This window comes from Shinella sp. HY16 (genome assembly GCF_028534175.1).
Lineage (GTDB): Bacteria > Pseudomonadota > Alphaproteobacteria > Rhizobiales > Rhizobiaceae > Shinella.
Genome location: NZ_JAHYXL010000002.1, coordinates 204038 through 218517 on the forward strand (window position 1 = coordinate 204038; position 14480 = coordinate 218517).

Consider the following 14480-nt stretch of genomic DNA (forward strand, 5'->3'; position numbering starts at 1 on the left):
CCGCGAGCTGCGGACCGGCCATCCTTATATCCCGTCGATCAGTGTGCCCGGTTCTTGCCCGCCCTTGCCAGGGCGGCGAGAAGGCGTAAATTCGTTCCATTATCTCTGGGAGCCGGACGCTCCGAAACAAGCCTCGGCCAGAAACTGGAGGCGTGAACATGACCGCCCCATTGCGCTCAGCGCCCCTCAACAATCTCCTGCAGCTTCTGCCGGAAATCGATTTCCAGATGCTGGCGCCGGATCTGACACACAATGTCTTTCCAAAGGGCACGCCACTGGCACATCGTGACAAGCCGATCGACGCAGTGCATTTCCTGACCTCCGGTATAGGGTCTGTGGTGATCATGACGCCGCTTGGGCGGCGCGCGGAAGCCGGTATTTTCGGCTTCGACGGATATATCCCGACTGCCGCGGTCACCGGTGCGCGGATCAGTTCGTACGACGTCACGGTTCAGCTCGATGCCGAAGGCTACAGCATGGAGTTCGATGATTTCCGTCGCTGGATGGACCAGAGCAAACCTTTCGTGCAAATCATGAACCGGTCCATGGAGGGGTTCGCCGTTCAACTGGCGCACACGGCGGTCTCGAACGCGGTGCATGACGTCAACGCGCGCCTCGCCCGCTGGCTTCTCATGTGCCACGACCGCTGCCGCAGCGATGAGATGGCCGTAACGCACGAACTCCTCTCGGTGCTCCTCGGTGTCAGGCGCCCCAGTGTGACGACCGCGCTCCACGTCCTGGAAGGCGAAGGCCTCATCCGCTCACTGCGGGGCAGTGTCGTCATCCGCGATCGCTTGGCCCTCGAGGCTTTCGCACATGATTGCTATGGTCGACCCGAAGCGGAATATCGGCGTTTGATGAGTGATTTATCGTCGGAAATGGTGAAGTGACAAGCAATCCGGAGGAGAGTTCGTTTAGATCATGAGCTAGTGCAAATTTGCAACGTGTTTTGCGCACGTTCGGCCCGCAGTCATCTCGTGCTATGGGCCGGCCTAAATCTGGCGTATTACGCCCTGCTTTGCATTGCCGCGCTGGCGAAGAGCAAGACCAATCGCCGGCATAGATTGTTCTTGCGCTATACTGTTTGTCGTGGGCGCAACAGCAATCTTTGCGTGAGTGAATACTCATAGCCGGACCGAGCGCGCAAAGATTCTGCCGTTGCCCGTGAACGCGCCGGCCAGAAGTCGGATCATGGGGATTGGCGGGCCGGCCATGTCGAACAGCTACCGCGACCTATTTTCAGTTTAAGATCGATGTGTTCTGGAGGTATGGCAGGAGCATCGGTTCGTATCTCTTCAACGCTTTATATGCGTATATCCTTTTGCTGATCCAATTGCGGCGGACTGACGCGAAGCAGCGAAGATTATAGCCGCAGTAGCGTCTTGATAGCCCGTCGCTCGTCCATGGCGCGATAGCCCTCGGCGACGTCCTGCAAGGGGAGTTCGATGTCGAAGACCCGGCCGGGATCGATCTTCCGGCTCATCACCAGGTCGATCAGATGCGGCAGGAAGCGGCGCACCGGCGCGGGGCCGCCGAGCAGGTTCTTCTGGGCGAAGAACAGCTGTTGGCCGTCAAGCGATACGCCATGCGGCACCCCGACGAAGCCGATCGAGCCGCCGGGGCGGGCGGCGGCGATCGCCTGCGACATCGATTCCTGCGTGCCGACGCATTCGAGCACGGAGTCCGCGCCCACGCCGTCCGTCAGGTCCTTGATGCGGGCGACGCCGTCGGTGCCCCGTTCGGAAACGATATGCGTCGCGCCGAATTCGAGCGCGAGATCCTGCCGGCTTTTGTGGCGGCTCATGGCAATGATCCTTTCCGCGCCCACCTGTTTCGCCGCAAGCACACCCATCAGGCCGACGGCGCCGTCACCGACGACGACCGCTGTGCCGCCGGGCTGAACGCGGGCGGCATCGGCGGCGTACCAGCCGGTGCCGAGCACGTCGGAGACGGCGAGCAGGCTCGGGATCAGGTCGGCATCCGGCATATGCGGCGTGGCGACGAGCGTGCCGTCGGCAAGCGGCACGCGCAGCAGCGGCGCCTGCGCCCGGCTCATGAACTCGCGGTTCTCGCAGGAGGAGGGGAAGCCGAAACGGCAATGCGCGCAGGTATTGTCCGAGCAGCAGAAGGAGCCGATGACGAACTGGCCGGGCTCGACGCTCGTCACCGCGCTGCCGACCTCGACGACCACGCCGCAATATTCATGGCCCATATGCATGGGTCCGTTCAGCGGCTGCAGCCCGCGATAGGGCCACAGGTCCGAGCCGCAGATGCAGGTGGCGGCAAGCTTGAGGATGGCATCGGTGGGGTGGAGGATTTCCGGTTCGGCGACTTCCTCGCAGCGGATGTCGCCGGGGCTGTAAAGCACTGTTCCTAGCATGGGATCGTCCTTTGAATGGCGGGTTTAACGGATTGTCTCAAACGCCGTACTGGGCGTCCGTGACATGCTCCATCCAGTCGACGACCTTGCCGTCCTTGACCTCCTGGAGCGCAATATGGGTCATGGCGACCTCGGGCGAAGCGCCATGCCAGTGTCTTTCGCCGGGTGCGAACCAGACCACGTCACCGGGGCGGATGTCCTCGATGGGGCCACCTTCACGCTGCACCCGGCCGAAGCCGGCGGTGACGATGAGCGTCTGGCCGAGCTGATGGGTGTGCCAGGCTGTTCGCGCGCCGGATTCGAAGGTGACCTGCGCGCCCTGCACGCGCTCGCCATCGAAAGGGTTGAACAGCGGGTCGATGCGCACCGTGCCCGTGAACCAGCTTTCGGGGCCTCTGGCGGAAGGGCGTGTTCCTGCGCGTAGAATCTCCATGGTATTTCTCCTGTCTTTCAGCGAATACGGTCGATGTGCAGCGGGAATTGCCCGCGCGTCAGCAAAGGATCGAAGCTGCCGTCGATGCGGCCGAGCCGGATCAGCCCGCGTGACCAGCGGTAGCCGGAATAGAAGAAGGCAAGATTGCCCCAGGGCGCATAATAGCAGAGATCGCCGGGCTGCTCGTTGCCGAACGGGCCGCTGCCTTCTTCCGTGAGCTTGCGCGGCAGGTAGCTGATCTTCTCGTTGTCCGCATAGTTGTCGATCGTGAGGTCGTGGAGCGGCAGCATCGATGCGAAGTCGCGGGCCGATGGATTGTTTTCCAGCGTCGCCGTCATCGTCTGGCCGTTGAATGCAATGCGGATGTTCATGGGCACGGCCTCCTGCGCATGGGATGAACGGGTAAGGCCGAGGGGCGGGGCTATGGCGGCGAAGAGGGTGGCCTGAAGTGCCGTCCGGCGGGTGATGCGGGATGGTGTCATGCGGCAGTCCTCCCGTGGTCGAGAGCGGCGGCCGCGGCTGCAAGCGCCGCGCCGAACAGAAGGACGGCGGCGAGGGCGAAGGCGCTCCACCACCCGAACCCGTCGAACACGATGCCGCCAACGGCTGCGCCGAGCGTGATGGCAAGCTGGATGATGGCGACCTGAAGGCCGCCGCCGGCCTCGGCGTCGTCGCGCAGCGTGCGGCTGAGCCAGGTGCCCCACCCGACTGGCGCGGCTGTGCCGAAGAACCCCCACCCGACCAGAAGCGCGGTGACGGCCGGCGGGACGGACCCGAACAGGATCAGGGAGCCCGCGAGCAGCGCCATCACGAGCGGAATGACGATGACGATGCTGTCGAGCCGTGACCGCAGCAGATGGCCGACGGCCCAGGTGCCGGCGACGGCGGCAAGGCCCATCAGGAGGAGGATTGCCGAAAGCGCGGAAATGCCGACGCCGGTCACGGTTTCGAGAAAGGGCCGCAGATAGGTGAAGAGCGCGAACTGGCCCATGAACAGCAGGAACATCGCCGTCATACCGAGCGCGACCTGCCGGCGCTTGAGCAGCCGGAACACATTACCCGGCCCCTTGCGCCCGCGGGGCGGCAGCGACGGCATACCGATCCACTGCCAGACGAGCGCGAGCAGCGCCAGTGGCACGACAAGCAGGAAGGCGCCGCGCCAGCCGAGATGATCGCCAAGCAGGCTGGCGAGCGGGGCGGAAACGGTCGCGGCGATGGCGTTGCCGGCATTGACCATCGCCAATGCCCTGGGCACGGCCTCTTCCGGCACGAGACGCATGATGATGGCGGTGGACATCGACCAGAAGCCGCCGATGGCAATGCCGAGCAGGGCGCGGCCGATCATCAGCACCGTATAGGTGGGGGCGAATGTCACGATGAGGCCGGAGAGGACGAGGAGCAGCGAGAAGGAGAGCAGCAGGCGCTTGCGGTCGATATGCCGCACGAGGCTGGCGATGACGAGGCTGGTTGCGACGGCAAAAATGCCGGAGACCGAGATCGCCTGGCCGGCCTGCCCCTCGGTAATGCCGAGATCACTGGCAATCGGCGTCAGCAGGCTGACGGGCATGAATTCCGAGGCGATGAGGACGGCGACACAGAGTGCCATCGAGAAGACCGCGCCCCATGCGGCCTGCGGCTTTACCAGTCGATCGTCATAGGGAACGTCCATGCGGCCTGCTTTCCTTGAAAGACCTGGCCGGTGCGATCTTCGCCCGGCCGTTTCGCCGCTAGAGATAGCAGTGCGCGATTGCCGGAATTAGTCGCGCGAATCCGTTTGAACTTATCGATCTGGCCCATAAATAAGGCTGGATATGCATCTCTTGCGGAGTTGGCGATGCGCGATAATTTCAATGACCTGCTTTGGTTCCTGGTCGTCGCCGAGGAACGCAGCTTCACCAGGGCTGCGGCGAAGATCGGCATCACCCAGTCGACTTTGAGCCATACGATCAAGCGGTTGGAAATGCGCATGGGGCTTCGGCTCCTGGCCCGCACGACGCGCAGCGTCTCGACGACGGAGGCCGGTGAATGGCTGCGCCAGTCGCTGGCGCCGCGCATCGCCGAGATCGAAACCAATATCGCAGCTCTGACCGCCTATCGCGACACGCCGTCCGGCACGGTGCGCATCACCCTGTCTGATCACGCGCTCGATTATCTCGTCTGGCCGAAGCTTCGGACGGTTCTTGCCGAATATCCCGATATCAAGCTCGAGTTCAGTCGGGACAACGGTTTCCTCGATATCGTGGAGGACGGGTTCGATGCCGGCGTCCGGCTCGGCGAGACGGTGGAGAAGGATATGATCGCCGTGCGCATCGGTCCAGATTGGCGGCTGGTTGCCGTGGGCGCGCCGGGCTATTTTGCGGCGCGCGGCATTCCGCAGACACCGCAGGATCTCGTGCACCACAATTGCATCTGCCTGCGCCTGACGACCGCCGGCGGGCTTTACGCCTGGGAATTCCAGAGAGACGATCGGGATATCCGCATGCGTGTAGACGGCCAGCTTACCTTCAATTCGACCCTACCAATGGTCGAAGCTGCGCTTGCCGGCTACGGCATTGCCTATCTGCCGGAAGATATTGTGGCGGACCACATCGCCGCCGGCCGGCTTCAGGTCGTGCTCGATACGTGGTCGCCGCCCTTTGCCGGTTACTATCTCTACTATCCCAGCCGCCGGCAAAATGCCCCCGCTTTCAGAATCGTGCTCGACGCCTTGCGGGACCGTGAGGCGTGTCGATAGCCTTCGGACACGTCACTTCCAGGTGTTGTTTCCCCTAGTCGGTCGCAGGGCCGGCATCACGATGCATCGTAAGGCTGGTCAGCAGAGCCACAAAAAGGGTGACCAGACGCGCCAGGCTTCCGGCAAGCGCGATCAAAACGACAGCGGTCGCGGTGGAAAGGGCAATTTTGCGCAGGGCCGCGAAAAGGCATCGGAAGCCGGTCGCAAGGCTGGCCAATCCAAGGGCAGCCCGCCGCCACGAGCCGCGGGCGTGCCATCGTTACAGATCCTTCAGGACGGGCGCCATCGGGCGGCTATGTCATGGGGTTGGCGCTATCCGGCAATCGGGACTTCAACCCCGCATTTTCGCGGGAATTTCTTCCTCTGGAACGGGTGTAACGTCCGGAGTCTCTTCCGGAACCACGTCCGGCCCCGGCTCTTCGATCGGGCGCTCGGGCACATCGGGCAGCGAATCTGGTGGTTTCTCTGGAGCTTCCACCGGCCGCTTCGGATATTTCGGATCATCGATCATTTTGGTCTCCCTGACTTGGCTCGCACTGCCGTTTGAATGTCGTATCGCGAGCAATGAGGCGAACCCTTCGGCTGTTGACTGAGCGGCTCTCGGTTGGTGGTTTTTCTTCGCATGCTCAGCTTACCTGGCCGGGATAGGATTGCGCCTTGAAAAGGCGAGCAGCGTGAACGGTGTTGCGCGCGACGAGGTCTAGTGTGGCGTGCACGACCTCTGGTATTTCCTTCAAATCGACGAAATTGACCGAACCCTTCGCTTCGCCGACCCAATAGGTCACGGCGTTGGCGGGAATGGTGAAGCCGACATCGTTCAGCGCCTGAAAGAGTTCCGCCGAGACGTGATGTCCACCTTCCTCGTTGCCGACGACGGCAACGGCGGCGACCCGGCCGTACGAAACCATCCGGCCTTCATCGTCCTTTTCCTCCAGAAAGGCGTCCATGCGTTCCAGCGTCCGCTTGTAGACGCTGGAAGGCTGGCCCATCCAGATGGGCGTGCCCATGACGAGGATATCGGCATAGAGAATCCTGCGGCGGATGTCGGGCCACGCATCGCCATTGCCTTCATCCGAGGTAACGCCGGACTTGATGTCGTAGTCGGCAAGCTGCAGGAACTCCGTTGTCACACCCAGCGGTTCCATCGCGGCGGCGAGCAGCTTCAGCATGCGATCGGTGGAGGATGGGTCTTCGGCCCGCTTTGTCTTAAGGGTGCAGTTGAGCGCCAGCGCAGTCACGGTCATGGTTGTCTCACGACGTTGAGTTGAATACACAACCGCTTCCCCTGCCGATTGTTCCCACATCTCAAGACATTGGGAGCGCGGGCCGCATGTCGTTCGGCGAAGCCAGCACGATTATCGCGCTGCCGGATCCTGACGCGCTCGCGCGGCGAAATAGGCGGCTAGCGCCGCAATGTCCTCGTCCTGGAGATGGGCGGCCGCCTGCATCATCAGGGCCCTGAACGGGCCGCCACCGCGCGTCTTTCCGACAAAGAGCCGTAACTGATTGGCGAGATAGGCTTCGGCCTGACCGGAGAGCCGCGGATAGGCGGGGTTTGCATCTGCCTTGTCGTGGCAGGTGAGGCAGGCGGGAATGCGTTGCCCGGGATCCCCTTTCAGGGCGAGCAATTCTCCACGCCGGATGAGGATACCCTCCGCCGTTGATCGCAGGCTTGCCGAGGGTTGGCGCGCGAAATGACCGGCGAGCGTTTGACGTTGCCCTTCACTCAATCCCTGGATTGCCATGGCCATTGTGCCGCTCGGCCGGGTTCCATCCGCATAGGCCGCGAGGGACTGCTCGAGATAGAGCGCCGATTGTCCGGCGAGATCTGGAATGAGGCTTTTGGCGCTAAGGCGCTCCGGCATATGGCAGCCGTTGCAGGCCTCAAGCGCCGTATCCGCCGTCGTCGATTGCGTGGCCGCATAGCCTGCGAGAGCGCGGTATCGGTTAGCATCGAGATCGGGATAGCGGCGCAGGAACGCGACCATGGCCCAGGCCTCGTCCTCGCGATCCGCTACCGGCCAGGCGGGCATACCGGTAAATCTTATGCCATGCTGCACGATCTGGAACAGCTCGGCGTCAGTCCAGGTGACAACCTTGTCTTTCAGGTCGGGTGGGGCGGGCAGCATCCTGCCAACGCTTTCGGGCCGTGCCAAGGCCGGCGAACCGTGGCAGATGGCGCAGCCCGCCTCGAAATGACCCGCCGCCATCGGCAGCATGCCTTCGGTGAAGGCCGGTGCTTTCGTGCCGAGAGCAGCGGTGCGCACCGACGACCGCATGACCCAGTGCAGAAACCAGTCGGTCGCCTTCCAGTGGCCGGTGCTGGCACTGACACCGATAAGCCCCGACCAGGCGAGAAGAAATGCGCCCAGTACCCCGGCAAGAAGGAGGCCGACGAAATGTTTCCAGCCGATCAGCATCGCCGCTTCTCCACGGCAAGCCCATCGCCGTCGCGCAGGGCGCCGGCAAGAAGCAGGACACCGCCAAGGAGATAGGCGAGCGATCCGACCATCAACATGACGACACCGCCGATCTGCTGGTCGGCGTCAGCCGGCAGGGACATGCCGAAACAGGTCACATCGCCGCCGCCATAGAGCGGGCGTGGCGCGAGCGCCAGCAGAACGCCGAGCAACGTCATATGCATGGAGGTGAACAACAGGCCGATCGTCCCGGCAAGGCGGCCCTCGTTCGGACGGAAGCAGGCCTGCCAGAGCAGGACGCCGGCAACCAGGAAACTCGCCTGTTCTACGAGGGAGAAGGCAAGGCTCGCCTCGGCGATGGCTCTCAGCGCCGGCAGGTGCCAGAACCAGACGAGCGCAAGTTCGACGAGTGAGGCCAGCATGGGGGTCATTCCGACCCCGTCCGTCAGGTCGAATACCGTGGCGCGAAGGCCATAGGCGATGAGCGGCGCTGCAATCGCGACGATCCCCATATGGACGACCATGTGAGCCGTGAACGAACCGCCACCGAAGCTCATGAGCAGGATCGCGCCGAGCGCCGCGAGCAGGAGGAAACCAAGGATGCGGGCAAGGCGCTTCATGGCTGGCACACCCCGATGAACACGAGCGGCACGGCGACGAAGAGCACCGCCACGAGGCTGAGACCGGAGAGGAGCAGGGTCGCGAATCCCTGGAAGAGCAGACGGTCCCTGCGTGTCGGCTCGTCATGCGGCGGATCGCCGGAGCCGAACCCCCATTGCCGCCAGGCGAGATAGGCGGAGAGCGCAATGCCCGTGAGGGCGGCGACGGTGATCATGCCGAGGACGAGGCGCGTCGTCCCGAGGGAGGCGGCGGCGTCCGCCTTTGCGCAATGGATGGCGGCGGTGATGTAGCAGGCGAGGAAATGCAGCGCCCAGATGGTCGGTGCGGTAAAGAGGGTCCAGAGACTTTCGGTTTCCTTCGGGATCAGGCGCATGGGCATCACCTCAATTCCGGAAAGAGGCCGAGAACGCCGAAGGACGTGACCGCCGTAACGACGAGGAAATGCCAGTAGAGCACGACATTGCGCAGGTCCATGTCATGGTGGCGATCCATCCGGCCGGCAAGGCTGCGCGCCAGACAATAGAGCTGCATGACAATACCGACACCGCCATGCATCACAGTCCAGAGCGTGACGACCCAGACGATGGCGGGGTAAACATGGACGGTCGGGTCCATGCCCGCGAAATAGGGCCCGGCGAGACCGGCGCACCCAGCCATAAGCGTCAGCGGCAGGGAGGCGAGGAGCGACAGGTGGGTGAGCGATGAGGCGTCGCGTCCATTGGCCCGTCGCGCCAGCAGCATGGCGAACCAGGCCAGCGTGAAGAGACCGGCGGCAGCCAGCGGCCAGACCATGCCGGGGCCGGCCTGGCCACCGGTGAAATCGTCATGGATGGTCCAGTAGAAGAAGTAGCCGAACATCAGGCTTGCATAGGCGGTGCCGTCTCCGGCCATGGTGATGAACATGGCCCACCAGCCGACCGACTGTGGCCCAGAGGTGTAGAGTGGCAGCGTCTTGCCGAGGCCGACATCGCGCATCTCCTCCCGGGGTATGACGGCGGTGCCCATCCAGAGCCAGGCGACGATGGCGGCAAATGTCATCACGGCTGAGACGGCCGTCATGATCCACCAATGGAAGGTGAGCGCGATGAAGACGCCGCCGAGCGAGAACGCGGCGAGGATGCTCAGAACAGACGTTCCGCCGACACGCAGGCATTGAATGGGCTCGGCATCGAGCACGGAGGTAACGAGCGTTTCGCGCGCGCCGTCCTTCGCATCGGGCAGGTAGTAGCGGCCGGCCTTGATACCTTCGATGAGGTCCGGCTGGTCCCAGATTGGATAGCGGCTCTCGATTATCGGGATGGATCGCACGCCCCATTTCTCCTCCGGTTCGCTGATCCATTCCAGCGTACCGGCGTTCCAAGGGTTCTGCTCTTCCTTTGGCTGGCGATGCTTCGGCCGCAGCACATCGACGACGACGACGAGCACGCCCGCCGCGAAGATGAAGGCGCCGATGGTCGAGATCAGGTTGAACCAGTCCCAGCCGATATCGGCCGGATAGGTGAAGACCCGCCGCGGCATGCCGCGCAGGCCCGCCAGATGCATCGGGAAGAACGCAACGTTGAAGCCGATGAACATCAGCCAGAAGGCGATCTTGCCCAGACTGTCGGAGAGTTTTCGGGCGTTCAGCAGCGGATAATAATAGTAGATGCCGGCGACGACGGGGAACAGCATGCCGCCGATCAGCACATAGTGCAAATGGGCGACGATGAAATAGGTGTCATGGGCCTGCCAGTCGAACGGCACGAGCGCTACCATGACCCCGGTCAGGCCGCCGATAATGAAGATCGCAAGCCCGCCGGCCCCGAACAGCATGGGTACGGAGAAGATGACACGACCGGCAAGCATGGTGGCGATGAAGACAAAGATCTGCACGCCGGTGGGGATCGCTACCGCCTCGGAGGCCGCCGAGAAGAAGGCGAGCGAAATCTGCGGCAGGCCGGTTGTGAACATGTGGTGCACCCACAAGCCAAAGCTCAGGAAGCCGGTACCGACGGCCGCGAGCACGATCCAGGAATAGCCGACGATGGGGCGCTGCGCGAAGGTCGGCACGATCATCGCCATGAGCGCAATCGCCGGCAGGAAGATGATGTAGACCTCCGGATGGCCGAAGATCCAGAAGAGGTGCTGCCAGAGCAGCGGATCACCGCCGCGTTCCGCATCGAAGAACGGCCAGTCGAACATCCGCTCCATTTCAAACAGGATGTCGCCGGCGATCAGCGGCGGAAAGGCGAACAGGATCATGCCAGCGACGATCAGGAGGTACCAGGCAAAGAGCGGCATCATGTTGATGCGCATGCCGGGCGCGCGGCACTTCATGATGCCGACGATCAATTCCACCGCGGCCGCGATGGAGGCGACCTCGATGAAGGAAAGCCCGAGCAGCCAGATATCAGCGCCGATCCCCGAATATTCCTTGTCGGTGGCGAGCGGCGGGTACATGAACCATCCCGTATTGGGCGCTGCGCCGAAGAAGATGGAGCCGCAGACGAAAATCCCGCCGAGCGCGAAGCTCCAGAAACCGAAGGCGGAGAGGCGGGGGAAGGGAAGTTCCCGTGCGCCGAGCATCGAGGGCAGAAGGAAGATCGCCACCGCCTCGAAGATCGGCACGGCGAAGAGGAACATCATGACGGTGCCGTGCAGGGTGAAGGCTTGGTTGAATGTGTCGGCGGAGAGGAAATCGTTGCCGGGAACGGCGAGCTGAACGCGCACCAGAAGGGCCAGAACTCCGGCAAAGAGCATGAAGAGGAAGGCGGCCGAGCCGTACCACAGGCCGATCTCGGTATTGTTGACCGAGGTCCAGTAGCGCCAGCCGGAGGGCGTGCGCCAGACGTCGCGGAGTTCGGCCTCCTGTGCCTTTCGTTCTCTGACGGAAAGCTCGGCCGTGTCGGTCATTTGAGCCTCACGAGGTAATCGGTGATGGCGGCAACGTCCTTGTCGGGCAGCATGTCGAAGGCCGGCATTTTCGCGCCGGGCTTGACGGCATCCGGATTGCGGATGAAACGCGCGACGTTTTCGGCCGTATTTGCAAGCACACCGGCCCCGACCGTCTGGCGCTGGCCGAAGAAGGTCAGGTCCGGGCCAAGGCTCACCGCCGGTGTCATGCCCCGTATGCCATGACAGCCAGCGCAGCCGTGGTAGGCAAAAAGCCGCTCGCCTTCGCTCCCGCCGACCGTTGCACCAGTGGTCTGTGCGCGCCGCCAGGCTGCGTAGTCGGCAGGTTCCATGACGATGACCGAAAAGGCCATCAACGCGTGAGAGGTGCCGCAGAATTCGGCACAGGGCGCACGGTAAACACCCGACCTTGTCGGCAGCAAGGACGATGTATTCGTGCGGCCGGGAATCATATCCATCTTGCCGCCGAGCACCGGAATCCAGAAGGAATGAATGACATCGGCCGCCTTGAGCGAGAAGGCGACCCGCTCGCCCACAGGAAGACGCAGCTCGTTTGCCGTCTCGAAGGCGGGCATGTCGTCGGCGGCCGGATAGCGGATGCGCCACCAGAATTGCTCGCCGGTGACTTCGATCATCTCCGGTTGCGGCGTCTGCCGGTCGAACCACGGCCGGATCGCCGGCATTAGCCAGACGGCATAGATGAGGAGTGCGAGCAGCATGGCGACGGGAAAGGCAACGCCTCCGAACAGGATCAGCCGGCCCGCTTGCTCTTCGGTCCACGATGTTTTCCGGCGCCGTGTTGCGTGAAGAAGTAGTCCAACCACAGCAAACCATATCAATACGCCGCCAACGACCATGGCAAGAAGAAGCTGATAGGTTGCAGCCGCCTCCTCACCGGCGGGGGCGAGCGCCGACTGGACGCCGGAACACCCGCTCAATGGCACCAGCAAGATGGGGAGGGTGCGACGGGAGATTGTTCTCGCTCCTGTGGATCTCCTGAAGCGATATGGCCCGCATTTGCAGGCCGGCAAGGGTGTGTTGGCAATCCTGCCACGACACGACCGCGCCTTCCGAAGAAATCCGTACGCGGAACATTCCATCCGTTGGCGCGTAAGGAGGTAATTCAAACGGAGCACATTCGCGCCGATGTCTCTTGATAAGACAACGTCCGTCACCCGCTGCCTGATGCGCACCGCCTACCGGTTTTTCGCGTCATTTCCGGTCGCCTGCTTCTTGCCGGGTTGATCTTCGGCTGTTTCGCCTTCGTGATCGCGGTGCTTGTTCTCGCCATCTGGACGGTACGCCCGTCGTGGCCCGCGCTCCTACGGGGGATCGTCGTTCTCCTCGCGGCGGCATTGAACAGCTTCATCCATACAGCCGACGGGTGGACGGCTGTCGTTCCCTATGGATTGGCGGTCTCTATTGTGACCGTGGTCGCAATGCTCGTGATCGCTTGGTTGGGCCGGAAGGAGGCTTTTCATGTCTAGGCGCGCACTCCTTCTTGCTGCTCTTGTGGTCGCCGGCTGCAGTGGTAGCGATGACTTTGATGCCTCGCGTCAAATAGGCCCCGATCCGATACTTCCTGAGCCGTCGCAAAGTCTGTGGCCGGAGCTTAAGGTGGCGAAGGTGGTCGGCTGGCGGGAAGGGCAAGTACCGGAAGTCCCGGTGGGCCTTTCGGCCTCCGCCTATGCCAAGGATCTCGCCAATCCCCGCACCGTACACATGCTTCCGAACGGCGACGTCCTCGTCGTGCAATCGAAGGCGCCCCCTGGAAAGCCGCTGAATCGGCCGAAGGATATCATCCGCGGCTGGATCATGGGCATGGCGGCCGGTGGCGGAGGGGGAGGCGGCGAGACAAACCGCATCACGCTTCTGCGCGACACCAACCGCGACGGCACGGTGGATGAGCGGCGCGATCTCCTGACGGATTTGAACTCGCCGTTCGGCGTCGCATGGCATGACGGAACGCTGTACGTCGCCGCAGCAGACGCTATCCTCGCCTATTCCTACGAGCTCGGTGGCGGAGAGATCACGGCAGAACCGAAGATCCTGACGCCGCTTCCCGGCGGGCCGATCAACCACCACTGGACGAAGGACCTTGCCCTCAGCCCTGACGCATGCTTCCTTTTCGTGTCCATTGGCTCGAACTCCAATGCCGGGGAACAGGGCATTGAGGCCGAAAAGGGGCGCGCAGCCATCTGGCAGGTCGACCGGCGGACCGGTGCGGCAAAGGTCTTTGCTTCGGGTTTGCGCAATCCCAACGGCCTCAACTTTCACCCGCAGACCGGCGAACTCTGGACGGTGGTCAACGAGCGTGACGAGCTCGGTCCCAATCTCGTTCCCGACTATCTCACCTCGGTGAAGGAGGGCGGTTTCTACGGCTGGCCCTGGAGCTACTACGGACAGCATGTCGATCCGCGGGTTCATCCGCAGCGTCCTGACATGGTCGAGCGGGCGATCGTGCCGGACTATGCGCTGTCGAGCCATGTCGCGGCGCTGGGCCTCGCCTTTGCCAACGATTCCGCCATGCCGGAGGCGTTCCGAGACGGTGCCTTCGTCGGCAATCACGGCAGCTTGAATCGAAACGCCTTCAATGGCTACAACGTCATCTTCATCCCCTTCGCCAACGGGCGCCAATCCGGCGCCGCTCAGGATGTCGTGACGGGCTTCCTAGCAGGCGACGAGGCCCGTGGCCGACCGGTCGGTCTTGCCATGGACGGAACGGGAGCCCTGCTCATCGCCGATGACGCCGGCAATACCGTCTGGCGCGTCGCGGCCGCCGATGGGACCATAACGGCGCAGCCGCTCTCGACGGACAGGGTTTCGGAATCGGTTGCCAATGAAGGGACGTCGACGAGGCCGTTGGACGAGAAGCCAGGGGATGCGGCGACCGCCGACGGATCTGCAACGCCCGCCCAGACTGATATCGCCCCTGCGGTTTCGCCGGAAGACGGACAATAGACGACATAAGCGATAGGAGCGCACAATGTTCATCGTTCT

15 protein-coding genes are annotated in these 14480 nt (G+C 63.0%); 3 read left to right on the plus strand and 12 right to left on the minus strand.

Features of this window, described 5'->3' with window-relative positions; translation table 11 throughout:
- Positions 1–158 precede the first annotated feature (158 nt).
- Positions 159–890, plus strand: coding sequence for a Crp/Fnr family transcriptional regulator (locus tag K0P03_RS21140; RefSeq protein ID WP_272790560.1), 732 nt, complete (start codon positions 159–161; stop codon positions 888–890).
- A gap of 473 nt (positions 891–1363) precedes the next feature.
- Here the strand turns inward: K0P03_RS21140 and K0P03_RS21145 are convergent, their stop codons facing one another.
- Genes K0P03_RS21145 through K0P03_RS21165 form a run of 5 tightly spaced genes read right to left on the minus strand, consistent with a single transcriptional unit; the run spans position 1364 to position 4781 of the window.
- Positions 1364–2380 carry a zinc-dependent alcohol dehydrogenase family protein gene (locus K0P03_RS21145; protein ID WP_272790561.1) on the minus strand — a complete coding sequence of 339 codons (1017 nt, stop codon included), beginning with the start codon at positions 2378–2380 and terminating at the stop codon, positions 1364–1366.
- Positions 2381–2417: 37 nt separating this feature from the next.
- The gene (locus K0P03_RS21150; RefSeq protein WP_272790562.1) at positions 2418–2813 is read right to left on the minus strand and encodes a (R)-mandelonitrile lyase; all 396 of its coding nucleotides are present in this window, start codon (positions 2811–2813) and stop codon (positions 2418–2420) included.
- Between the two features lie 17 nt (positions 2814–2830).
- On the minus strand, positions 2831–3295 hold the full coding sequence (locus K0P03_RS21155) for a cyclophilin-like fold protein (RefSeq protein WP_272790563.1): 465 nt from the start codon (positions 3293–3295) through the stop codon (positions 2831–2833).
- Positions 3292–4482 (minus strand): MFS transporter, encoded by a 1191-nt coding sequence (locus K0P03_RS21160; protein ID WP_272790564.1) that lies wholly within the window; start codon positions 4480–4482, stop codon positions 3292–3294. The genes K0P03_RS21155 and K0P03_RS21160 overlap by 4 nt, the downstream gene beginning before the upstream one ends.
- Positions 4452–4781 (minus strand): hypothetical protein, encoded by a 330-nt coding sequence (locus tag K0P03_RS21165; protein ID WP_272791111.1) that lies wholly within the window; start codon positions 4779–4781, stop codon positions 4452–4454. The genes K0P03_RS21160 and K0P03_RS21165 overlap by 31 nt, the downstream gene beginning before the upstream one ends.
- Here K0P03_RS21165 and K0P03_RS21170 point away from each other — a divergent pair.
- A complete protein-coding gene (locus tag K0P03_RS21170) occupies positions 4681–5547 on the plus strand; it encodes a LysR family transcriptional regulator (RefSeq protein WP_272791085.1) in 867 nt (288 codons plus the stop codon). The genes K0P03_RS21165 and K0P03_RS21170 overlap by 101 nt on opposite strands.
- Positions 5548–5878: 331 nt before the next feature.
- On the opposite strand, the gene K0P03_RS21175 is transcribed toward K0P03_RS21170, so the two are convergent.
- The 7 genes from K0P03_RS21175 to coxB form a co-directional block, all read right to left on the minus strand.
- The gene (locus K0P03_RS21175) at positions 5879–6058 is read right to left on the minus strand and encodes a hypothetical protein (RefSeq protein WP_272790565.1); all 180 of its coding nucleotides are present in this window, start codon (positions 6056–6058) and stop codon (positions 5879–5881) included.
- A gap of 115 nt (positions 6059–6173) precedes the next feature.
- On the minus strand, positions 6174–6791 hold the full coding sequence (locus K0P03_RS21180) for a flavodoxin family protein (RefSeq protein WP_272790566.1): 618 nt from the start codon (positions 6789–6791) through the stop codon (positions 6174–6176).
- A gap of 111 nt (positions 6792–6902) precedes the next feature.
- Positions 6903–7967, minus strand: a complete 1065-nt coding sequence (locus K0P03_RS21185) for a c-type cytochrome (protein ID WP_272790567.1) — start codon at positions 7965–7967, stop codon at positions 6903–6905.
- Entirely contained in the window at positions 7961–8587 is a 627-nt protein-coding gene (locus K0P03_RS21190; protein ID WP_272790568.1) for a cytochrome c oxidase assembly protein, read from the minus strand. The genes K0P03_RS21185 and K0P03_RS21190 overlap by 7 nt, the downstream gene beginning before the upstream one ends.
- A complete protein-coding gene (locus K0P03_RS21195) occupies positions 8584–8961 on the minus strand; it encodes a hypothetical protein (protein WP_272790569.1) in 378 nt (125 codons plus the stop codon). Before K0P03_RS21195 ends, K0P03_RS21190 begins: the two co-directional genes overlap by 4 nt.
- Positions 8962–8966: 5 nt before the next feature.
- Positions 8967–11480 carry a cytochrome c oxidase subunit I gene (gene ctaD / locus K0P03_RS21200; RefSeq protein ID WP_272790570.1) on the minus strand — a complete coding sequence of 838 codons (2514 nt, stop codon included), beginning with the start codon at positions 11478–11480 and terminating at the stop codon, positions 8967–8969.
- A complete protein-coding gene (coxB, locus tag K0P03_RS21205; RefSeq protein ID WP_272791086.1) occupies positions 11477–12424 on the minus strand; it encodes a cytochrome c oxidase subunit II in 948 nt (315 codons plus the stop codon). Before coxB ends, ctaD begins: the two co-directional genes overlap by 4 nt.
- Positions 12425–12959: 535 nt before the next feature.
- Here coxB and K0P03_RS21210 point away from each other — a divergent pair.
- A complete protein-coding gene (locus tag K0P03_RS21210) occupies positions 12960–14441 on the plus strand; it encodes a PQQ-dependent sugar dehydrogenase (RefSeq protein WP_272790571.1) in 1482 nt (493 codons plus the stop codon).
- Positions 14442–14480: the final 39 nt, after the last annotated feature.